Annotated in this window: 14 protein-coding genes, 1 tRNA gene, 1 pseudogene and 1 riboswitch; of the genes and pseudogenes, 7 read left to right on the forward strand and 9 right to left on the reverse strand. The window is 64.9% G+C overall.

What is annotated here, in order from left to right; all coding sequences use genetic code 11:
• From ACIPY2_RS20050 to ACIPY2_RS20060, 3 genes and pseudogenes are all read left to right on the forward strand, one after another.
• A pseudogene (locus ACIPY2_RS20050) lies at positions 1-672 on the forward strand (urocanate hydratase); the annotation flags it as partial.
• 4 nt (positions 673-676) lie between these two features.
• Positions 677-2,269, forward strand: coding sequence for a histidine ammonia-lyase (gene hutH, locus ACIPY2_RS20055; RefSeq protein WP_400268160.1), 1,593 nt, complete (start codon positions 677-679; stop codon positions 2,267-2,269).
• Positions 2,270-2,458: 189 nt separating this feature from the next.
• Positions 2,459-2,707: a hypothetical protein gene (locus tag ACIPY2_RS20060; RefSeq protein WP_400268161.1), complete on the forward strand. Its 249-nt coding sequence runs from the start codon at positions 2,459-2,461 to the stop codon at positions 2,705-2,707.
• A 115-nt stretch (positions 2,708-2,822) separates the two neighbouring features.
• Here the strand turns inward: ACIPY2_RS20060 and ACIPY2_RS20065 are convergent, their stop codons facing one another.
• The 6 genes from ACIPY2_RS20065 to ACIPY2_RS20090 form a co-directional block, all read right to left on the reverse strand.
• Positions 2,823-3,044, reverse strand: coding sequence for a hypothetical protein (locus ACIPY2_RS20065; protein WP_400268162.1), 222 nt, complete (start codon positions 3,042-3,044; stop codon positions 2,823-2,825).
• Positions 3,045-3,144: 100 nt separating this feature from the next.
• On the reverse strand, positions 3,145-7,956 hold the full coding sequence (locus ACIPY2_RS20070) for an NAD-glutamate dehydrogenase (protein WP_400268163.1): 4,812 nt from the start codon (positions 7,954-7,956) through the stop codon (positions 3,145-3,147).
• A gap of 130 nt (positions 7,957-8,086) precedes the next feature.
• Positions 8,087-8,157, reverse strand: a tRNA-Cys gene (locus tag ACIPY2_RS20075).
• An 84-nt stretch (positions 8,158-8,241) separates the two neighbouring features.
• A complete protein-coding gene (locus ACIPY2_RS20080; protein ID WP_400268164.1) occupies positions 8,242-8,727 on the reverse strand; it encodes a hypothetical protein in 486 nt (161 codons plus the stop codon).
• A gap of 80 nt (positions 8,728-8,807) precedes the next feature.
• Positions 8,808-9,758, reverse strand: a complete 951-nt coding sequence (hutG, locus tag ACIPY2_RS20085) for a formimidoylglutamase (RefSeq protein WP_400268165.1) — start codon at positions 9,756-9,758, stop codon at positions 8,808-8,810.
• A gap of 74 nt (positions 9,759-9,832) precedes the next feature.
• A complete protein-coding gene (locus ACIPY2_RS20090) occupies positions 9,833-11,275 on the reverse strand; it encodes an NCS2 family permease (RefSeq protein ID WP_400268166.1) in 1,443 nt (480 codons plus the stop codon).
• 112 nt (positions 11,276-11,387) lie between these two features.
• On the opposite strand from ACIPY2_RS20090, the gene ACIPY2_RS20095 reads away from it, so the two are divergent.
• Both ACIPY2_RS20095 and ACIPY2_RS20100 read left to right on the forward strand, forming a co-directional pair.
• Positions 11,388-12,020, forward strand: coding sequence for a copper resistance protein CopC (locus tag ACIPY2_RS20095; protein WP_400268167.1), 633 nt, complete (start codon positions 11,388-11,390; stop codon positions 12,018-12,020).
• A gap of 150 nt (positions 12,021-12,170) precedes the next feature.
• Positions 12,171-12,363, forward strand: a riboswitch (cyclic di-AMP (ydaO/yuaA leader).
• A gap of 3 nt (positions 12,364-12,366) precedes the next feature.
• Positions 12,367-13,149: an NlpC/P60 family protein gene (locus tag ACIPY2_RS20100; RefSeq protein WP_400268168.1), complete on the forward strand. Its 783-nt coding sequence runs from the start codon at positions 12,367-12,369 to the stop codon at positions 13,147-13,149.
• Positions 13,150-13,245: 96 nt separating this feature from the next.
• Here the strand turns inward: ACIPY2_RS20100 and ACIPY2_RS20105 are convergent, their stop codons facing one another.
• Positions 13,246-13,869, reverse strand: a complete 624-nt coding sequence (locus tag ACIPY2_RS20105; protein WP_400268169.1) for an FAD-dependent monooxygenase — start codon at positions 13,867-13,869, stop codon at positions 13,246-13,248.
• Between the two features lie 413 nt (positions 13,870-14,282).
• Here ACIPY2_RS20105 and ACIPY2_RS20110 point away from each other — a divergent pair, with 413 nt between their 5' ends.
• Positions 14,283-15,320, forward strand: a complete 1,038-nt coding sequence (locus ACIPY2_RS20110; RefSeq protein ID WP_400268170.1) for a universal stress protein — start codon at positions 14,283-14,285, stop codon at positions 15,318-15,320.
• 56 nt (positions 15,321-15,376) lie between these two features.
• The gene (locus ACIPY2_RS20115) at positions 15,377-18,091 is read left to right on the forward strand and encodes a PEP/pyruvate-binding domain-containing protein (RefSeq protein ID WP_400268244.1); all 2,715 of its coding nucleotides are present in this window, start codon (positions 15,377-15,379) and stop codon (positions 18,089-18,091) included.
• Here ACIPY2_RS20115 and ACIPY2_RS20120 read toward each other — a convergent pair.
• Both ACIPY2_RS20120 and ACIPY2_RS20125 read right to left on the reverse strand, forming a co-directional pair.
• Positions 18,088-19,008 (reverse strand): cation diffusion facilitator family transporter, encoded by a 921-nt coding sequence (locus ACIPY2_RS20120; protein ID WP_400268171.1) that lies wholly within the window; start codon positions 19,006-19,008, stop codon positions 18,088-18,090. The genes ACIPY2_RS20115 and ACIPY2_RS20120 overlap by 4 nt on opposite strands.
• 10 nt (positions 19,009-19,018) lie before the next feature.
• A complete protein-coding gene (locus tag ACIPY2_RS20125) occupies positions 19,019-19,549 on the reverse strand; it encodes a metallopeptidase family protein (RefSeq protein WP_400268172.1) in 531 nt (176 codons plus the stop codon).
• Between the last annotated feature and the right edge of the window lie 109 nt (positions 19,550-19,658).

Raw genomic sequence — 19,658 nt, forward strand, 5'->3', positions numbered from 1 at the left:
TATGACCGGGCGTTCGAGTTCCCCGGCTTCGTCCCGGCCTATATCCGTCCGCTGTTCTGCGAGGGCCTGGGCCCGTTCCGGTGGGTGGCGCTCTCCGGTGACCCGGAGGACATCCGCGTCACGGATGAGGCGATCAAGGAACTCTTCCCGGAGAACAAGCACCTGCACAAGTGGATCGACGCCGCGGCCGAGCGGGTGGAGTTCGAGGGCCTGCCGGCCCGGATTTGCTGGCTCGGGTACGGCGAACGGCACCAGGCCGGGCTGTTGTTCAACAAACTCGTTGCCGAGGGCAAGGTCAAGGCCCCGATCGTGATCGGCCGTGACCACCTGGATTCGGGTTCGGTCGCGTCCCCGTACCGTGAAACCGAAGCGATGAAGGACGGCTCGGACGCGATCGCTGACTGGCCGCTGCTGAACGCCCTGACCGCGGCGTCCTCGGGTGCTACCTGGGTGTCGATCCATCACGGCGGCGGCGTCGGAATCGGCCGGTCCATCCACACCGGACAGGTCTCCGTGGCCGACGGCACCGACCTGGCCGCCGCGAAACTGACAGCGCTGCTGACCAACGACCCCGGCATGGGCGTCATCCGCCACGCCGACGCCGGCTACGACCGCGCCATCGACGTCGCCCACGAACGCGGCGTCCGCATCCCCATGAACGAAGGCAAGTAACCCCATGACCATCACCTCAAACGAACAGCTGACCGTCACCCTCGGCTCCAGCGGCGTGACCCCGGAAGACGTTGTCGCCGTCGCGCGCCATGACGCCAAGGTGACCATCTCCCAGGAAGCCCTGGACAACGTCGCCAAGGTCCGCGCCCACATTGACGATCTGGCTACCAGCGAGGTTCCGGCTTACGGCATCTCCACGGGCTTCGGTGCCCTGGCCAACCGCCACATCCCGAACGAACTTCGCACCCAGCTGCAGAAGTCCCTGATCCGCAGCCACGCTGCCGGTATGGGCCCGGCAGTGGAACGCGAAGTCATCCGCGGCATCATGTTCCTCCGTGCAAAGACCCTGGCCTCCGGCCGCACGGGCGTCCGCCCGGTGGTCCTGCAGACCATGGTGGATGTCCTGAACGCAGGCATCACTCCCGTGGTCCGGGAATTCGGCTCGCTGGGTTGCTCCGGCGACCTCGCGCCGCTATCACACTGCGCCCTGGTTCTCATGGGCGAAGGCGAAGCCACAGGGCCCGACGGCGAACTCTACGGCGTCCCGGGCAAGGCGCCAGTTGCTGAGCTGCTCGCGCAGCACGGCATCGAGCCTGTGACCCTGGCTGAGAAGGAAGGCTTGGCGCTGGTCAACGGCACCGAAGGCATGCTCGGCATGCTGCTCATGGCCATCGCGGACCTGCGCATGCTTCTGGCGACGGCGGATGTCACCGCGGCACTCAGCGTCGAGGCCCTCCTTGGCACGGATCAGGTGTTCCTGCCGGAGCTGCACGCGGCACTGCGTCCCCACCCGGGCCAGGCTGCCAGCGCCGACAACATGCTGCGCGTCCTGTCCAACTCGCCGATCGTCGCATCCCACCGGATCAACGACACCAAGGTCCAGGACGCCTACTCGCTTCGCTGCGCCCCGCAGGTTGCCGGTGCTGTTCGTGACACCGTTGACCACGCGGCATTGGTCGCTTCCCGCGAACTCGCTGCAGCGATCGACAACCCCGTGGTCCTGCCCGACGGCCGCGTCACCTCCAACGGCAACTTCCACGGCGCACCCGTCGCCTACGTGCTGGACTTCCTGGCCATCGCGGTCGCGGACCTCAGCTCCATTGCCGAGCGCCGCACGGACCGCATGCTGGATCCTGCCCGCTCGCACGGTCTACCGGCGTTCCTGGCTGCCGATCCGGGTGTGGACTCGGGCCTCATGATCGCCCAGTACACCCAGGCCGGCCTCGTCTCGGACAACAAGCGCCTCGCGGTTCCGGCATCCGTGGACTCGATCCCGAGCTCCGCCATGCAGGAAGACCACGTCTCCATGGGTTGGCACGCGGCCCGGAAGCTGCGCAAGGCCGTCGAGAACCTGCGGCGCGTGCTCGCCGTCGAGCTCGTCACCAGCGCCCGCGCGATCGACATGCGCACGCAGCTGTCCGACGGCGAACTCACCCCGGGTCCTGCCGGCGCGGCAGTGCTCGAGGTGCTTCGCAAGGTGGTCCAGGGGCCGGGTACGGACCGGTTCCTGTCGCCCGAACTCGAGGCAGCTGACCGCCTTGTTGGCTCCGGTGCCGTCCGTTCGGCCGCCGAATCCGCCGTCGGGATTTTGGCCTGACGTCGAATAAAAGCCTCATTTGAGGCGCAAATTTGTCACGTCCCGGAAATTGTTCGCAACGCAGTCTCCGGGACGTGGCAAATGTAGTAGAACTTATGGTGTACGTCACGTCCACGCCAATGTCGTCGTGGGCTTGACGGTCAAACTAAATAACGGCACAACGAACATCCACAAAGGGGTAGAAGTTCAATGAAGGCACGTGGAGCAGTCCTCTCCAGGCGAAACGCACACTCGGCAACGGTGTCCGACTGGCGGCAGCTTAAGGTGGGTGAACAAGTGGAAGTCATCAAGTACGCCCACGTGATCGCCGCCGGACAGATCGAGGAAGTCTCCAGCAGCGGGAACGTGGTGTGGCTTGAGCACTCAGGGCCCGGCGTCACCGAAGAGGGCAAGGAACTTTTCATGAAGTCCGACGGCGTCCTTCTCCGCCGCGCCTAAGCCGGAACAGATTAAACAGAAACCGGGGCCTGTCCCTTTCCGCGGGTAGTAGAGCGGAGAGGAACGGGCCCCGGTTTTTGGCTTCGCTGCCTGAAACCTGCCGTTATGGTGGCAGTTACGCAGCGAGGACTTCGTGGGTCTGGCCGAAGGGAACGGATTCGTCCAGGGCCACGGTGTAGGTGCCGGGCTCGTGCCGGGTCACCAGGATGCCGCAGTTAGCGTCTGCAGCGGCGCTCTCAATGAGGGCATCCACGGCGCGGTCGAGTCCGTCGTGGATTTCGTCCGCCTTGGAAAAGGACAGATGGATCTCTCGCTCTGCTGTCATAGCAGTGGTCATTTGGGGGCCTCCTATTACTTGCCGCATGCGAGGGCGACCCATCAATCATAGAACCCCCGTCAAATTATTTGTAAGATGACTGGCAGCCGTGACCTCTGTCTCATCGACGGACCATCGCCCGGAGCAGCTTCACCGCCACGGACAGGGCCGCGATGTCCATCGGTCCTGGCTTGATGGCCTCTTGGATGGTCTGTTGGATACGGGCGAGTTGTTCGATGTTTCCCCGTTCCCAGTCCATGATCCGCTCCACGGGGTCACTGACCGTTGACGAGCGCGGGGTATGGCGGACTACGGCCTTGGTCATGTCTGCTAACACCAGGTACATATCGTCGCGCAGTGCGGCCCGGGCCAACGACTCCCAGTGCGTGTCCCTGGAGAGCATGGTGATGTGCTCCAGCAGCGGGATGGCCGAAATGCGCTCAAACACGGCGAAGTACACCTCGGCCACGGCCTCCACCGGTTCCTGAAGTTCCTCGGCGATTGCCGAAATGTCCAAGAGGCCGTAACTCACCAAAAGCTCGGATGCCCGCACACCCAGTTCGTGCGGCAACCCCACTGAGTCAGTATGCGCCAGCCGCTTCAAGGAATGGGCAAGGTTGATACCGTGCAGGAAACCCGTGAAGTTGGCCCGCAACAACGCCATGGGCCGTTCGAGCCGGGCGAAAGCGTCGGCCACGGGCTTGTCCCGGAAGTCATGGGTCACGTACCAGCGAACGGACCGGTCCAGGAGCCGGCGCATGTCCAGTGCGACGGCGGCGCCGTGTTCGCTGGGAGTACTTGCGGGGAGCGCGGCAATGGCCTGCATCACGGAATCGAAGTCCCAGATGTGCCGCATGACAACAAAGCCGCGCGCCACGGCGACGGCGGACACTGTAGTTTCTTCCATGGCCCTGAAGGCGAAGGAAATGCCGCCCATGTTGATCATGTCGTTGGCAACCACCGTTGCCGCGATCTCCCTTCGGAGCGGATGCGTGGCGAGATGTTCGCCGAACCGCTCGGAGACCTGCTTGGGAAAGTAGGCGTGCAGAATCCGGGAAAACCAGGGATCGTCCGCCAAACCACCCTCGGTGAGTTCCCTGGCCAGTTCGATCTTCGCGTAGGCGGCCAGCACGGCAAGTTCAGGAGTCGTCAGCCCCTTGCCGGTCAGGACCCTGGCCCGTAGTTCCTCGTTGCCTGGAAGGCACTCCAAGGTCCGGTCCAGGTCGGTGGTGGACTCAAGCCAATCCATGGTCCTTTCAAAACTCGGGCTCCATTCCACGGCCAACTGCTTGTCATTGAGCAGGAGCGCGTTCTGGTGATCATTGGTCCGCAGGACGAGCCTTCCCACCTCGCCCTGGAGGGAATGGAGGAAGTCGGTCCGCTCGCCCGCAGTCATCCTGCCGGCGGAGATCATCCGGTCCAGGAAGATCTTGATGTTCACCTCATGGTCGGAACAATCGACGCCGGCGGAGTTGTCGATCGCGTCCGTGTTCACCAGGATGCCGGCCAAAGCTGCCTCGATCCGGCCACGCTGGGTCACGCCAAGGTTTCCGCCCTCGGCGATGACGTGGGCACGGAGTTGGATCGCATCCACCCTGATGGCGTCGTTGGACTTGTCTCCAACATCGGCGTTCGTTTCGGTTGAGGCTTTGATGTAGGTGCCGATTCCGCCGTTGTACAGGAGATCCACGGGCGCCTTGAGGACTGCGCGCAGCAACTCCGGCGGGCTCAGCGCCGTCGTGTCCTCGTCCAGCCCCAGGGCGAGCCGGACCTGCGCGGTGATCGGAATGGTTTTTTCCAGCCGGGAGAAGACGCCGCCGCCCGGGCTGATCCGTGCGGGGTCATAGTCGGCCCAAGAGGAGCGGGGGAGTTTGAAAAGGCGTTCCCGCTCCGCATAGGAAGACAGCGGGTCGGGAGCGGGGTCCAGGAAGATGTGCCGGTGGTCGAACGCGGCCACCAGCTTGATGTGGTTGGAGAGCAGCATGCCGTTCCCGAACACGTCGCCGCTCATGTCCCCGATGCCCACCACCGTGAAGTCCTCAGCCCGCGAGTCGATGGAGAGCTCGCTGAAATGGTGCCGGACCGATTCCCAGGCTCCCCGCGCCGTGATGCCCATCTGCTTGTGGTCGTACCCCACCGAACCGCCCGAAGCGAAGGCGTCACCCAGCCAGAATCCGTACTCTGCGGCCACGGAGTTGGCCAGATCGGAGAACGAGGCCGTCCCCTTGTCCGCAGCCACCACAAGGTAGTAGTCATCGCCGTCGTGCCGCACCACCCGCGCAGGCGCCACCACCGTGCCCGCGGGTCCGCCGTCGGGATCCGAAAGCAAATTGTCCGTGATGTCCAGCAGGCCGCGAATGAAGGTGCGGTAGCTTTCCTGCCCCTCCGCGATCCACGCAGCCCGGTTCTCCGCCGGGTCCGGAAGCAGCTTCGGAAAGAACCCGCCTTTGGCGCCCGTAGGTACGATCACGGCGTTCTTCACGGTCTGTGCTTTCACCAGTCCAAGGATCTCCGTCCGGAAATCCTCCCTCCGGTCCGACCACCGCAGTCCGCCGCGCGCGATGGGACCAAAGCGCAGATGTACCCCTTCCACCCGCGGCGAATAGACCCAGATCTCGAACTTCGGCCGTGGGGGAGGGGCCGCCGGGATGCTGGACGGGTTGAGCTTCACGCTGATATACGGCTTTCCCAGATAAAAATTCGTGCGCAGCGTACCTTCCACCAGGCTCGCCAGCGAACGCAACAGGCGGTCGGCGTCCAGGACGGGCACGGCGTCGATTGCCTGGTCGAGCGCGGTCCGTGCCGCGTGGATGGCCTGGGTGCGGTGGCTGAGTTCGCTGCCGCCTTCCTCGAACACGTCGCGCTCGCCGGAATGGGGGCCCGGTCCGGGTTCGAACAGATCGGGCGTAAACAGGTCGGGGTTGAACTTGGCCTCGAACAACTCCAGAAGGGCATGCGTGGCCGTGACGTTGGCCCGGAGCGTGTCGGCGATGAATCCGTATGAGTTGGTGCTGCCGAGCTGCCGGAGATATTTGGCGTATGCCCGGAGCATGGCCACGCGGCGCCAGTCGATGCCCTCCCGGATCACCAAGGCATCGAAGGCGTCCGATTCGGCATCGCCGCGCATCGCCGCGCAGAACGAGTCCGCCAGCAGCCCGGCCGTCGCGAGGGGGTCCACACCCCGGGGGTACCTCAGTCCGAGGTCGTAGAGGAAGAACTGCCGTCCATCGGCCCGCTGCACCTCGAACGGGCGCTGGTCCAGGACCGTCAGCCCCAGGTTGTGGAAGAAAGGAAGGATCTCCGTAAGGCTTTGCGGGCGGGTCAGGTAGAGGCGGACCCGGGCGTCCTCGGTGAGGACCGCCGTGCCGGCGCGCTTGTAAACCGCGAGCAGCGGGTCCTGGTCCCGGTTGCCGGGCGGGAAGCTGTCGAACCGGACGATGTCCTCAACCGCGTCCTCTACCTCGTAGTCGGCCTTGTAGCTTGCCGGAAAGGCCGCGGCCCACTGCGCGGAAAGGCGGGTGGCTTCCTCGCGCGGGTACCGTGCCTGCAGCGCCTCGTGGAGCCCTTGCGCCCATGACCTGGTGGCGGCGATGATGCGCTGCTCCAGCACCGCAGAGTCGACGACGGCGGCACTCGCCGCGCGTTGGCCCGCTGGCCCGCTTTCCGGCAGCAGGATCCGGAAGAAGACCCGGGCCATGGCCGATTCGCCCAAGCGAAGCTCAAACTCGATCTCTTCCGAGCCGAAAGCCTCCCGCAACTCACGCTCGATGTTGAGGCGGACCGCTGTGCTGTACCGGTGCCGGGGCAGGAAAACCAGTGCGGTCATGAACCTGCCGTACGAGTCCGGACGGAGGAACAGGCGGGTGCTGTGCCGCTCCTGGAGGCTGAGGATCTCCCGGGCGTGCAGTGCCAGTTGCCCGGCATCGATGTGGAACAGTTCGTCCCGCGGATAGGCGTCCAACACGGCAACGAGCTCCTTGCCGTGGTGGGACTCCGGCGGATAGCCGAAGCTCCGCAACACCTCGGACACCGTGTCCTGGATGACGGGGATCTGCAGTACGGACTGTGCCGAGGAACCGGGGGAGAACAGTCCGGCGAAGGTGTGCTGGTTTGCCCCTCCGTTGGCAGGGATCCGGACGACCATTTCGTCGAGGTAGGCGCGGCGCAGCACCGTGGACCGGCGCGTGGATTTGCTCAGCGTAAGCAGCGGGGCATCGGAAGGTGCTGCGGCGTGGTTAGTTTCCCGCAGGAGACCCAGGCCCTTGCTTGCCCCGCCCGTGTACCCAAGGAACACAAAGTTCCCCCCACCAAGCCAGCGCAGCAGCTCGCACGCCTCACCCGCGCCCCGGCCCGCCGGCTGTCCCTCCAGATCACCGATGACCCGGGCCAACACCGAGTGCATGGCCGCTGTGTCCTCCGCTGCGGCCCGAACGTCCCCCAGCACGGCCTGCAACCTGGCAATGAGCCGTTCCGCGCTCGCCTCATCCGGCAGGCGCGGGATGTCCAGCGCCAGCCACGCTTCGGTGCGGCGAGCGGCGTCGTGCGTTTCCGGCGAGGGTTCGACGGCGGCAGGTAACCCGACGCGGTGGGGGCCCTTGTGGAGGGCGGTGACGCGGTGGGTGGCCGGGTCACGCTCCACCCTGAACGTCGGATGGACCACGAGCCGGATGGAGGAGGTGTTCCGTGCCACCTCGGCGGTTACCGAGGGCAGGAGGCACGGAAGGTCGTCCGTGACGATTGCGAGCACGCTTGAATCGGCCTCATGCAGGATTCCTACGGTGGACTGGCCGGGTTCCCGGCGTTCGGCCAATGTTCGGTGGTAGCGTGCCCGCTCCACGAGGGTGCCGGGGGAGTAGTTGCGGACGTCATCGTCCGATACGTGCTCGTAGTAGTCGGTCAGGAACCGGTCGGCCGGTTCGATCCCGGGTGACATGCCACTGCGCCTCCGCTGCCTCCGGCTGACCAGGTAGCGGCCGTACATCGCGGCCTGGCGAAGTCCCTGCGCCTCCCTTCATGATCGTCTCAGGCGGCGTGGGGGTAAAGGCCTCGAGGAGGCGGCTGAGACGTGGTGGCGGGATTCGAACCCGCGTACGCTGCTTTGCAGGCAGCTCCCTGGCCTCTTGGGTACACCACGTGCCAACGACACTAGGCCGCCGCCAAGGACCCGATCAAAGTTGGTTGCCCCGGCTGACGCCCGGCTACGCAGGCAGTCGCCGTGCTACGTGAAGTTTGCCTTCTGTTGCGGCCCGTGAAGGCTGTGCCCGTGCCAGGACCGGCCCGCCAGCCTGGCAACCCCGGCACCGATGAGCAGCGTGAGGATCGCAGCGGCGGCATGGGTATAGAGCATCAGGTCCGCGGCGTGGACAGGGGTGCTTCCGGATGGGGACACCGGAAGGTCCGCCGGAACCTGCCCGGTTCCGTGGAAGTGATCGAGCGTGCCAAGTCCGGGGAAAGACCCTCCAAGTCCTTCAAAGCCAAAAAACAAGATCTGCTGCGTTGCGCCCGAAACCAGCAGCAGAAGGATGGGTCCGTGGATCCATCGGGACACCAGCTGGGCGCCCAGGGCAGCCAGTGCAACGAAGCCCAGCAGGACGGGGATGGCAGGGGCGCTGCCGCCGGAAACAACGTGGGCAGCCAGGCCCAATGCCACGGCCACCGGACCGGACACCCATCTCCACTTGTTCTCCACAGGAGTTGCGTTCATCGCCATCCTTCCCTCCACACAGGCTATGCGGAGGACGTGCCCACGAACAGGGTCGGCTAAACGCAGCCTGCCAAAAGCACCTAGGCCAGGAGTGTGTTCACCAGCCGCGCCGCCACCTTGGCGGTGCGGCCGTCGATATCGAACTCCGGGTTCAGCTCGGCCACGTCAAAGTGCAGCAACGCTCCGCTCGCTGCAACCTGCTTGCAAACGGCGGTGATTACCGGCAGCGGCACGCCGTAGGCAGCCGGGGCACTCACCCCCGGGGCAGTGGCGGCCGGCAGGACATCGAGGTCGATCGTCAGGTAGAGCACGTCGATCCCGGCCAGGAAATCGGTTACGAACGTCGTCACCGCTTCCGGCGAGCAGTCCTCATCGAGCAGGTACTTCACGCCGAGCCGGTCCGCTGTGTCGAAAAGGGTCCGGGTGTTGTTCGGTTCCGAGATGCCCACGACGGCGTACTGCAGTTCCCGTCCTGCGGCGGCTTCCTCCTGGGCCATTTGGAGGAAAGGCGTACCCGAGCTTGGCGTGGGTTCGTCGCGCAGGTCGAAGTGCGCGTCAAGGTTCAGGACGCCGAGCCGTTTACCGCTCCGTACGGCTTCCGATCCTGCCACGCCCAGGTAGCTGGCAAACGCGGTCTCGTGGCCGCCGCCGAGCACCACCGTGAGGTTTCCGGCGTCGAGCAGTGCGGAGACGGCGCGACCCGCACGCTCCTGGCCGGCTTCCAGGGCGTCCCCCTCCACCACAACATCGCCCGCGTCGAAGACATCGCGGTCCAGGTGGAACGCCAACGGTCCAAGGGCCTCGCGGATCGCGGCCGGCGCGGCAGCAGCGCCCACCCGGCCCTTGTTGCGCTGCACGCCGGCGTCGCTGCAGAAACCAAGCACGACGGCGGGACGCGCCGCTGAGGTGGAGCGCTCGGGGACGTGCGGCGTCACGGCCTGCCACCACCGGCGGTGTTGTTCACCGTCGCCGTCAAAGCGGCCGGTCCATGCAGTGGGGGTGACGTCTACGGTGGGGGTGCTGGTTTGCATGCTTAAAGCACACCGGACCCGGGCTGCCGAAAACAGCAGCTCCGGGCCCGGAGTGTCTGGAATACCGGAATGCGCTACTTGACCCCGAGCAGTTCCTCAACGGTGCCAATGCCGAAGAACAGCAGGAACGCCCCTGCCACGACCCACATGAGCGGGTGCACTTCGCGGGCTCGGCCCTGGAAAGTACGGATGAGGACGTAGGAGATGAAGCCCGCGCCGAGCCCGTTCGCGATCGAGTACGTGAACGGCATCAGGGCGATGGTGAGGAACGCCGGAATACCGACGCCCCAGTCCTGCCAGTCGATCTTCCCCACCTGGGAAACCATCATGAACCCCACCACCACGAGGGCGGGAGCAACGGCCTCAAAGGGAACCAGGTTGATCAGGGGCGTGAAGAACATGGCCACCAGGAACAGCACGCCGGTGACGATCGAGGCCAGGCCGGTCCGGGCACCCTCGCCGATTCCGGCGCCGGATTCCACGAAGATTTGGTTGGAGGACACGGACGAACCGCCACCGACGATTGCGCCCAAGGCATCCACTTGGAGCACTCGGTCCACGTTGGGGATGTTGCCCTGCTTGTCCACCGTTCCGGCCTCGTTGGCCAGGCCCACCATGGTGCCCATCGCGTCGAAGAAGATGCTCAGCAGGATCACGAAGGCCAGCAAGGCAGCGGCGATGAAGCCAAGGTGTTCGAAGGCGCCGAACGGGTTGGCCTTGCCGATGAGGGAGAGGTCCGGTGCGCCCCACTTCGAAAGTGTGGGGGCTACGAGGGACCACCCGCGGGGGTTGATGTTGGTGCCATCGTTGCTCGGGCCGATGTGGAGCGTGAATTCAAGGATCGCGGCGAGGGCGGTGGATACCACGATGCCGATCAGGATCGCGCCGCGCACCTTGCGGACCACCAGCGCGATGGTCAGGATCAGGCCCACGGCAAACACCAGCGTGGGCCAGCCCATGAGCTTGCCGTCCACGCCGAGGCCCAGTGGAACCGTCGTCTTTGCGACGTCCGGGATTCGGCGGACGAACCCTGCGTTGACCAGGCCGATGAGCGCAATGAAGAGGCCGATGCCCACCACGATCGCCGTCTTCAGCGCTTCAGGCACAGCCTTGAACACGGCGGTACGGAAGCCGGTGAGGACCAGGATCAGCATGGTCACGCCGGACAGGACCACAAGGCCCATCATGTCCGGCCAGGTGAGCCCGGGGTGCGAGGCAACGGTGACGGCCACAAAGGCGTTCACGCCAAGCCCGGTGGCAACCGCGAACGGATGCTTGGCCCAGGCACCCATGAGGATCGTCAGGATGCCGGCCACAAAAGCGGTGGTGGCGGCCACGGCGGTAAAGCCGAGTGACGCTCCGCTGGAGTCGGCGCCGGAGAGGATGAGGGGGTTCAGGACCACGATGTAGCTCATGGCAAAGAAGGTCGCGAATCCGCCGCGGATTTCCCGCGAATAGGTGGATCCGCGTTCGGAAATCTTGAAATAGCGGTCGATGGCAGAACCTTGTTTAAGCATGAAGGTCTCCGGAGATTGGGTGAGTGTGCTCTCAAATCCTATGCCCGGGATGTGGGGCGGCCGGACGATTCGCCTAGTCTGTAAGGAAGCCAACATTAGGAGAAACCGCCCCATGCGTACCGTCCGCCCGCTTCTGGCCGCCGTCGTAGCTGCTCTCGCTTTTGCTTCGGCTGTGCTGTTCGGCGCGGCCCCGGCGTCGGCGCACGACGTCGCTGAGTCCACGACGCCGGCGAACGGCGCCACGGTGGCGGTAGTTCCGGTGTCAGTGTCCATCACCTTCAACAACCGCCCCCTGGCCATTGGGTCCGGTGTGACGGTCACGGCCGGCGGCGAGAACTGGGCGGATGGCGCCGTCGAGATCATCGACAACCAGGCCGTGCAGAAACTGCGTTCGGGTGCGCCCGCAGGTGAGTACACGGTGACCTGGCGCGTGGTCAGCTCCGATTCGCACCCCATCGAGGGAACCTTCAAGTTCAAGGCCGCGGCCGGAAGCACGACGTCGGCTAGCGGCTCCGCGGGCTCGTCACCTTCAACTTCCGGATCGGCAGTCACGGTTCCGACGGCGGGAACAGCCGCTCCCGGAACTGCGACGGGAGAGTCGGCTCCGGCGGCGTCGCAGCCGTTCCCTTGGAGCATCGTCGGCCTGGCCGTGGTGGCTGTGGGCCTCGTTGTTTTCCTTGCCGTTACCGCGCGTAGGAAGCTGGCCGCCTCGAACGACGCCGAGGACGAAAGTTCCGCGGAATAACGCGATTTTCTACATACCTGCGAAAATCTCGAAACGGTTACCGCGACACGCTCACCAGGGCCTTCCCGTTACTTAAATGTGACTTTGCCGTGATCATCCGTTACGGTAGTACCTGTGCCCGATCCACACTTAGGGCACTTCCGGCCTGATTGCCTAGCTCTGCCGCAGTCCGGAATCCGTTCGCAGACAAACCTACGGCAGAGACGGGGAACCCAATTTAGGCCGCCGCTGAGCGTGCCTTGGGGTGAAGTCACGAAGCTTCCGCAGTTACAGCGGGAGATAGTGACCGGGTGACTCCCATCCGAATCCGACAGCTAACCTCGCAGGCATCGGGAGAGGCTTTTTCATGTCTTCACGCATTCTTCGCGGCCGTCGTAAGGCGGACAGCACGCGTCCCAATCCGTTCATCTCAATCTCCAAGGCAGTTGCCAGCAACGCTTCCGGTGCAGGCCGTCAGGCCGCGGTCATCGCAGCTGCTTCCGGCCTCGTGCTGACCGGCTCCATCGCAGCCCACGCAGCCGAGACTCCGGCCCAGGCACCTGTCCAGCGCGACTCCAGCCCGGCCACCGTTGCCGAGACCGCCGGCGAGGCCCCCAACAAGGTCGTCACCGCAGCTTCCACGGCTACCGTGAACTTCGAGCGCCCGGCCGTATCCTCAGTAGCTGCTCCGGTCATCGAGAAGCCAGCTCCTGTTGCTCCGGCTCCTGTTGCCAAGAAGGCTGCAACCACCGTTGCCGCCGCCCCGGCCAAGGCTGCAGCTGTTGCTGCTGCTCCCGCCGCCGCGGCCCCTGCCGCAGCCGCTCCGGCCGGCAGCATCAACGCGGCCATGGTTGCCTCGGCATACGCCCAGATCGGCATCATGCAGGACTGCACCGCCATGGTGGAGCGGGCCCTCGGCTCCGCAGGCATCCCCGTGGGTGACCTGGCTCCGATGCAGTTCCTGAACTACGGCAAGGTAGTCAGCGACCCCCAGCCGGGCGACATGATCGTCCAGTCGGGCCACGTTGCCATCTACATCGGCAACGGCCAGGCCATCAGCGGTGGCATCAACGGCAACCAGACCGGGATCCACCCGATCAGCTGGCTGACCGCAACCGGCCCCATCACGTACGTACGTGCGGGCGCCTAAGCTTCACCGCATCGCATAAACCAAAGGCCGGCACCCGGAGAAATCCTTCTCCAGGTGCCGGCCTTTGGCTTTGCCTAAAGCTTGGCTTTGTTGTTTCTAGGCGATCGCGATGCCCGGCCCTGCTGGAAGCGCCACCTTCGAGGAGATTGCCTGGCCAACTGCCTTGGCCTGACGGAGCACTTCCTTGGGCGTCGGCGTGATGAGTTCCCCTACGCCAACAAGGTGCATGCCCACTGCGCGCATGGCGGCCACCAGGTTCTGGCCAATTGCGATGCCCAGTTCGGCGAGCATCCGGCGCAACTGGCTTTGTGCGCAGCGGGTCACCACCACATGGTCGGCCAGGAGGATCCCGTTGGCTGTGTGGACGGCCCATTGCCTGTGCGGGGCGCCCAGGGCTTCAGGGGTGTTGGCCCCGATGAAGTCCAGCCGGACGGCCTTGGTGGTGTTCCGGACGTCCAGGTGATGGCTGGCTGCGTAGTTGCGCAAGTGCCGGAGTATTTCGTTGCGTTCAATCATCACCGCGGGATCGGCGGCATCACAGCGCTGGAGCATCCCGGTGTGCACGGAGGGACCGGCAGTGGATAACGAGCCGAAGCCGTCCACGACGATCGAGCCAACACCGTAGCGGCTGAGTTCGCTCGCCACGGCCAAGCCGGAAAGGCCGGCCCCGATCACCACTGTGGTGGTGCGCTCCGTGCCGGAATCAGGCGTGAATGACACTGCTTGCTTCCTCCTTGACGTGTGGGCCCGAAGGCGCTGCATGGTTCGCGTCCAAGCTCCCCAAGCGGCCGCACATAAATGGCCGGGTGTGTCCTGGAACACGCTTGCCGGCCATTCGGTGACTCGAACACTACAGAACTTTCGGTGCCATGGATAGCCTTCGTCACCGCGTGTTTTCACTTGTTCATCGGGCGTCCAAAACCGACACCAAAAAGCGTGCCCGGACCGTTACGGACATAGCACAAAGTCACCTTGATTCGGACTTGACAAACGAGAATAGTGAGCATTGGAAGAGGAAGCCGCAGGCTTCTTCGGCCCCGGACTTTCACAGCAGGCCGGAGGCGTCACTCCGCGGGGTGGAACCTCTGGCAGAATGGCCGGAACATCAAGCAGCAGGTGGAGAGGCGGGCCCCATGGACCAGCACGGTAAACACGTTGAAGAACCCCGGCGCGGTGGCGATGAAGCCGTCGCGCCCGGTGGAATCGTGGTCGGAGTCGACGGCTCGGAACACGGCCAATGTGCTCTTGTTTGGGCTGCGCGGGAAGCAGAACGCAGGCAGCTTCCCCTGCACATCGTGACCGCGTATTCCGTACCGATCTTTGCCGCTTCCGGCCTGGACGGCGGGTATGCCACGGTGGACGACTCCGTGATCCGTGAGGGCGCCGAGGCGATCGTCAAGCAGGCCATGGACAAAGTAGCCGCGTACGACATTGATGTGGATGCGTCGGTCGAGAACGGTGATGCGGCAGGCGTCCTCCTGGATCTTTCCGCGGAGGCGGCGCTCCTGGTCTTCGGGAGCCGCGGACGGGGCGGATTCGTGGGCCGTCTCTTGGGTTCTGTCAGCAGTGCCCTTCCCGCCCACGCCAAATGCCCTACCGTGACCGTGCCCCTCTACTGCGCCAACCGGCTCGGCGAGAACACCGAGGACAAGCACATCAAGGCCGAGCACGCCAAGGCCGGTCCCCGCACTGTGGAGAACGTAGTGGTGGTAGGCGTTGACGGATCCGAACAAGCACGGGTTGCCGTTCTTGAAGCCGCAGAGCAAGCAGAGCGGATGGGAGCCAAGGTGCGGGTTGTTTGCGCAGTTCCCCAATACAGCGGCTCGCTGGCGTGGGTTCCCGCGCCCTTGGACCGTGATGCATTGTTCGCGGACATCAAGGTCCAATTGGATGCCGGCGTTGCCTGGCTTCGCAGCCACTTTCCCAAGCTGACCGTGGAAACCGAGCTCACGGACGGCTCGCCCGTCGATGTCCTGGTGGAAGCCAGCAGGGGAGCGGAACTGGTGGTCCTGGGTACGAGGGGCCGCGGCGGCTTCGCCGGCATGCTCCTCGGCTCAACCTCGGACGGCGTGCTGCACCATGCCAAGGGGCCGGTCCTCGTGGTCCCCGACCGTGAGGACCCGAGGCTGGCAGATCGTCCCAACTTCGGTCCCATGCTCGGCGCTGCATAGGGCAAAGCCGCCGGTCCGTGGAAAGCCAGGAAGCAGGCGCGTGGGCGCCGGAGCAGATGCGGCCGCAACAGCAGGACGTTGACGGCCCTGGTTACATCCTGCGCCTTGACGAGATCCGGGCGGGGATGATTCCGGAGGTTGGCGGCAAAGCGGCAAACCTCGGCGAACTGACCGCGGTCGGACTGCCGGTCCCGCGGGGTTTCTGCCTGACGACGGCGGCCTACCGCCAGTCGTTGGCCTTGTCCGGGCTGGGTGAGGTGTACACGGGCTTGGCGGATGCTGCCGGCTCCGAGCCGGAACGGCTGAACTCCCTTGCCGCCCGGGCACGGTCCCTGGTCCTTGAAACCGGGATTCCTCCTGAGATTGCTTCGGAAGTACGTGCGGCCTACCAGGCTTTGGGCTCGGACGTTCCCGTTGCCGTGAGGTCCTCGGCCACTGCCGAGGATTTGCCGTTCGCGAGCTTCGCAGGCCAGCAGGACACATTCCTGAACGTGGTGGGGGTCGAAGCCGTCCTGGAAGCGGTGAGCCGGTGTTGGGCCTCGCTTTGGACAGATCGGGCCGTGAGCTACCGGACCACCAACGGCATTGACCATTCCAGCGTGGCGTTGGCCGTGGTGGTGCAGGAGATGGTCCAGTCCGCGTCTGCCGGGGTCATGTTCACGGCCAATCCTGTGACGGGCAGGCGGCGGGAAGCAGTCATCGATGCCAGTCCAGGGCTGGGCGAGGCAGTTGTTTCGGGAGCCGTGAACCCGGACCAATACGTGGTGGATGTCCAAACGGGAAGTATCTTGAAACGCACGCCGGGTGACCGGCAGGTGGAAATCCGTTCACTGCCGGGTGGCGGGACCGAACGGATCGAAGGGGGACATGGCGGACAACCCGCCGGACCTTGCCTGAGTGATGAACAGGTCCGCTCCCTGGCCGCGCTGGGACGACGCGTAGAGGAACATTATTCTTCCCCGCAGGATACGGAGTGGGCCATTGACGGGACCGGGAAGCTTTGGCTCACACAGGCGCGGCCCATCACCACGCTGTATCCGCAAACCACCAGGAACCCTGCGCTCCCGGGCGAACACGCATTCCTGAATTTCAGTCTGGCGCAGGGCCTCACCAGGCCGCTGACTCCCATGGGGTTGGCGGGGATCCGGCTGATCGCGTCCTGTGTGGCGCGGACCGCGAATTTCGAGGTTCCTGATCCGCGTTCAGGACCTTCGCCCTATTACGAGGCCGGTCAGCGGATCTTCTTCGACGTCACCGCTGTTCTTCGCAACAAGGTGGGCCGCGGGATCGTTCCACGCGTTTTCGACATCATGGAAGCCCGCTCTGCCGCCCTGATCCGCGGCCTGGGTGAAGACCCGCGTTTTTCCGTGACCAGCAAGACTCCCTTGAAGCTGCTGCGGCATGTGGGCCCGGTGGCGGCCAAGTACAGGGTTCCCGAGACGCTTCTGCGGGCACTCTTCAGGCCAGACGCAGCAATGCGGCGCGTGGACAAACTCAACCAGCAACTCGCGGCCACCTTGGAGGTGCCTGCCAACGCGCCAGTGCGCGAACGCCTGCGGTTTGCCGAGCAAATCCTGGGCAACGGAATCTTTGCCACCGTCCCCCAAGTCCTGCCGCTTCCCGCCTTGGGCTTCGCCTTGCTGGCATTGGTCCGCAAGATCCTTGGACCGGAGGTGTCCTATAACGAGCTCCAGACCGTGATCCGGGGGCTGCCCAACAACGTCACCACGGAGATGGACCTGGCTCTTTGGGATTTGGCCTCCAGGATCCGCCGGGACCCTGAAGCCGTGGACTTCTTCGGCGCAAGGACCGCAGCCGGACTAAGCGACGCGTACAAGGCCGGTACCCTGCCGCCAAGGTCCCAGTCCGGCGTCGAAAAGTTCCTGGCCACCTACGGCCACCGGGCCGTCGCCGAGATTGATCTGGGCATGCCGCGTTGGTCGGAGGACCCCACCCACATTCTGGGCGTCATTGCCAACTACCTTCGACTGGAGCCCGGTGCCGCGGCACCGGACCAGCAGTTCGAAAAGGCGGCCACCGAAGCCGGGGAGCAAGTTTCCCGCCTGGTGGCCCGTGCCAGGTCCAAGAGCCCCGTCCACGCAATGATCGTCCGTGCAGCACTGGACCGGACGCGCCGCTTCGCCGGATTGCGGGAACTGCCCAAATACAACCTGGTCCTTGGCCTGGCCGCGGCCCGCGCACAGTTGCTTGCCATAGGTGCCGAACTGGCGAAGGAAGGCCTGATTGACGGGGAAGGTGACATTTTCTTCCTGGATTTCAATGACGTTGAGCTTGCCCTGGCCGGTACGGGCCTCCAGCCGTTGGTGGCCGAACGCAGGGAGGCGTACCAATTGGAACTTCGGCGAAGGCACATCCCCAGGGTTCTCTTGTCCGACGGAACCGAACCGGAAGCCACGGGGATGCTTGGCGGCAAGGGCAACGTCTCAGGCGGCCTGGCCGGCAGTCCGGCTTCCGCCGGGAGCGTCACGGCGCCAGCCCGCGTGATCCTGGACCCGGTGGGCGCGCATCTGGAACCCGGCGAGATCCTGGTGGCGCCATCCACGGATCCAGGGTGGACGCCACTCTTCCTGACTGCCGGCGGGCTGGTCATGGAAATGGGAGGCCCCAACTCGCACGGAGCCGTCGTGGCTCGTGAATACGGCATTCCGGCGGTGGTTGGCGTGCCGGATGCCACTGTCCGCTTGGCTACCGGCCAGACGATCACGGTGGATGGCGCCGCGGGTACGGTGGTCCCGGCAGCAGGATCCTAGGCGTGCTGGTGTGACTCGTGCTCTGAATGGCTGACGGGCTCCAACTGGAATGTGCAGTGCTCGGTGTCGAAGTGGCGGCCCAGGCAGGAGCCCAGTTGGTCGAGGATGCTGTCTGCCCCGGTGGCATTCAGGACGTCGTCCTCCACCACCACATGTGCCGAGAAGACGGGAACGCCGGACGTAATGGTCCAGATGTGGATGTCGTGCGCCTCCACCACCCCGTCCACGGCCAGGATGTGCTCGCGGATCATGTTCACGTCCACCCCCTTTGGAGTGGCCTCCAGCAGTACGTCCACCACGTCGCGCAGCAAGTGCCAGGCGCGGGGAATGATCATGAGGGCAATCAGGACCGACGCGATGGGGTCGGCCGCGCTGAACCCTGTGGTCATGATGACTATCGCGGCGATGATGACCGCAATGGAGCCGAGCAGGTCGCCGAGGACTTCGAGGTAGGCGCCGCGGACGTTGAGGCTCTCCTTCTGCGCCCCTTGCAGGATCAACAGGGAAATGAGGTTGGCTACGGCGCCAAGGATGGCTGCCCACAGCATGATGTCCGTGTGGATTTCCGGGGTTTCACCAAAGCGCCGTATAGCCTCGATCATGATCACCACTGCAATCACGATGAGGATCAGGGCGTTTGCCAGTGCGGCCAGCACCTCCGCGCGCTGGTAGCCATACGTTCGCTGGTCGCTGGCGGGCCGGGTCGCGATCCAGGCGGCCATGAGTGCGATAAAGACGCCGGCTGCGTCCGAAAGCATATGACCGGCGTCGGCGAGCAACGCAAGCGAGCCGGAGACGACGGCGCCGATCACCTGGATGCCGACCACCCCCAGGGTGATGCCCAGGACGGCGATAAGGCGTTTGCGGTGTTTGCCGGTTGCTGTGATTCCGTGCGAGTGGTTGTGGTCGTGCCCCATGCTTACAAGGCTAGCCCCACCCGAGTTCATGAAGCCGGTCGTCGTCGATCCCGAAGTGGTGGGCAATCTCGTGGACCACGGTTATGGCCACCTCATCGATGACTTCGTCGCGGGTGGTGCAGATGTCCAGGATCGGCTGGCGGAAGATAGTGATCCGGTCAGGCAGTGAGCCGGCCTCCCACCAGGAGTCGCGTTCGGTCAGTGGTACACCCTCGTAAAGTCCCAGCAGCACGGTGTCCGGATCTTCGCCGGGTTGCGGGGTGTAATCGTCTTCGATGAAGATCGCTACATTGTCCATGGCGCCGGCCGCCTTCGGCGGAATCATTTGCAGGGCATCGGCCACGGCTGCCTCGAATTCCTCCGGCGACATTTCGAAAGGTGCGCCGTCAGGGAGGCCGGATTCTTCCGCCGGGCTGTGCACCGGTCCGCGCGTCACGTTCGACTCATCGGCAGTCCCTTCCGTGGCGCGCCCGTGCAGCGGTGATGAAGGGCGGTCGCCGCCAGGAACGATCGGGAGGCCGGGAGGAAGATTCACGGGCATGGTCCGACTCTAGCGGCCGATGGAACCATTGACGCCCGTGGAGAGGACAGATACTGTTTTCGAGGTCGGTTATGCGTATAACCAACCGTCGAAAATCTCACCTAGGACA

This window comes from Paenarthrobacter sp. NPDC089675 (genome assembly GCF_044749185.1).
Lineage (GTDB): Bacteria > Actinomycetota > Actinomycetes > Actinomycetales > Micrococcaceae > Arthrobacter.

Excerpts from the sequence above, each read along its gene's own strand:
- hutH (WP_400268160.1), top strand. The coding sequence starts at position 677 with ATGACCATCACCTCAAACGAACAGCTGACCGTCACCCTCGGCTCCAGC.
- ACIPY2_RS20060 (WP_400268161.1), top strand. The coding sequence starts at position 2,459 with ATGAAGGCACGTGGAGCAGTCCTCTCCAGGCGAAACGCACACTCGGCA.
- ACIPY2_RS20065 (WP_400268162.1), bottom strand. The coding sequence starts at position 3,044 with ATGACCACTGCTATGACAGCAGAGCGAGAGATCCATCTGTCCTTTTCC.
- ACIPY2_RS20070 (WP_400268163.1), bottom strand. The coding sequence starts at position 7,956 with ATGTCACCCGGGATCGAACCGGCCGACCGGTTCCTGACCGACTACTAC.
- ACIPY2_RS20080 (WP_400268164.1), bottom strand. The coding sequence starts at position 8,727 with ATGAACGCAACTCCTGTGGAGAACAAGTGGAGATGGGTGTCCGGTCCG.
- hutG (WP_400268165.1), bottom strand. The coding sequence starts at position 9,758 with ATGCAAACCAGCACCCCCACCGTAGACGTCACCCCCACTGCATGGACC.
- ACIPY2_RS20090 (WP_400268166.1), bottom strand. The coding sequence starts at position 11,275 with ATGCTTAAACAAGGTTCTGCCATCGACCGCTATTTCAAGATTTCCGAA.
- ACIPY2_RS20095 (WP_400268167.1), top strand. The coding sequence starts at position 11,388 with ATGCGTACCGTCCGCCCGCTTCTGGCCGCCGTCGTAGCTGCTCTCGCT.
- ACIPY2_RS20100 (WP_400268168.1), top strand. The coding sequence starts at position 12,367 with ATGTCTTCACGCATTCTTCGCGGCCGTCGTAAGGCGGACAGCACGCGT.
- ACIPY2_RS20110 (WP_400268170.1), top strand. The coding sequence starts at position 14,283 with ATGGACCAGCACGGTAAACACGTTGAAGAACCCCGGCGCGGTGGCGAT.
- ACIPY2_RS20115 (WP_400268244.1), top strand. The coding sequence starts at position 15,377 with ATGCGGCCGCAACAGCAGGACGTTGACGGCCCTGGTTACATCCTGCGC.
- ACIPY2_RS20120 (WP_400268171.1), bottom strand. The coding sequence starts at position 19,008 with ATGGGGCACGACCACAACCACTCGCACGGAATCACAGCAACCGGCAAA.
- ACIPY2_RS20125 (WP_400268172.1), bottom strand. The coding sequence starts at position 19,549 with ATGCCCGTGAATCTTCCTCCCGGCCTCCCGATCGTTCCTGGCGGCGAC.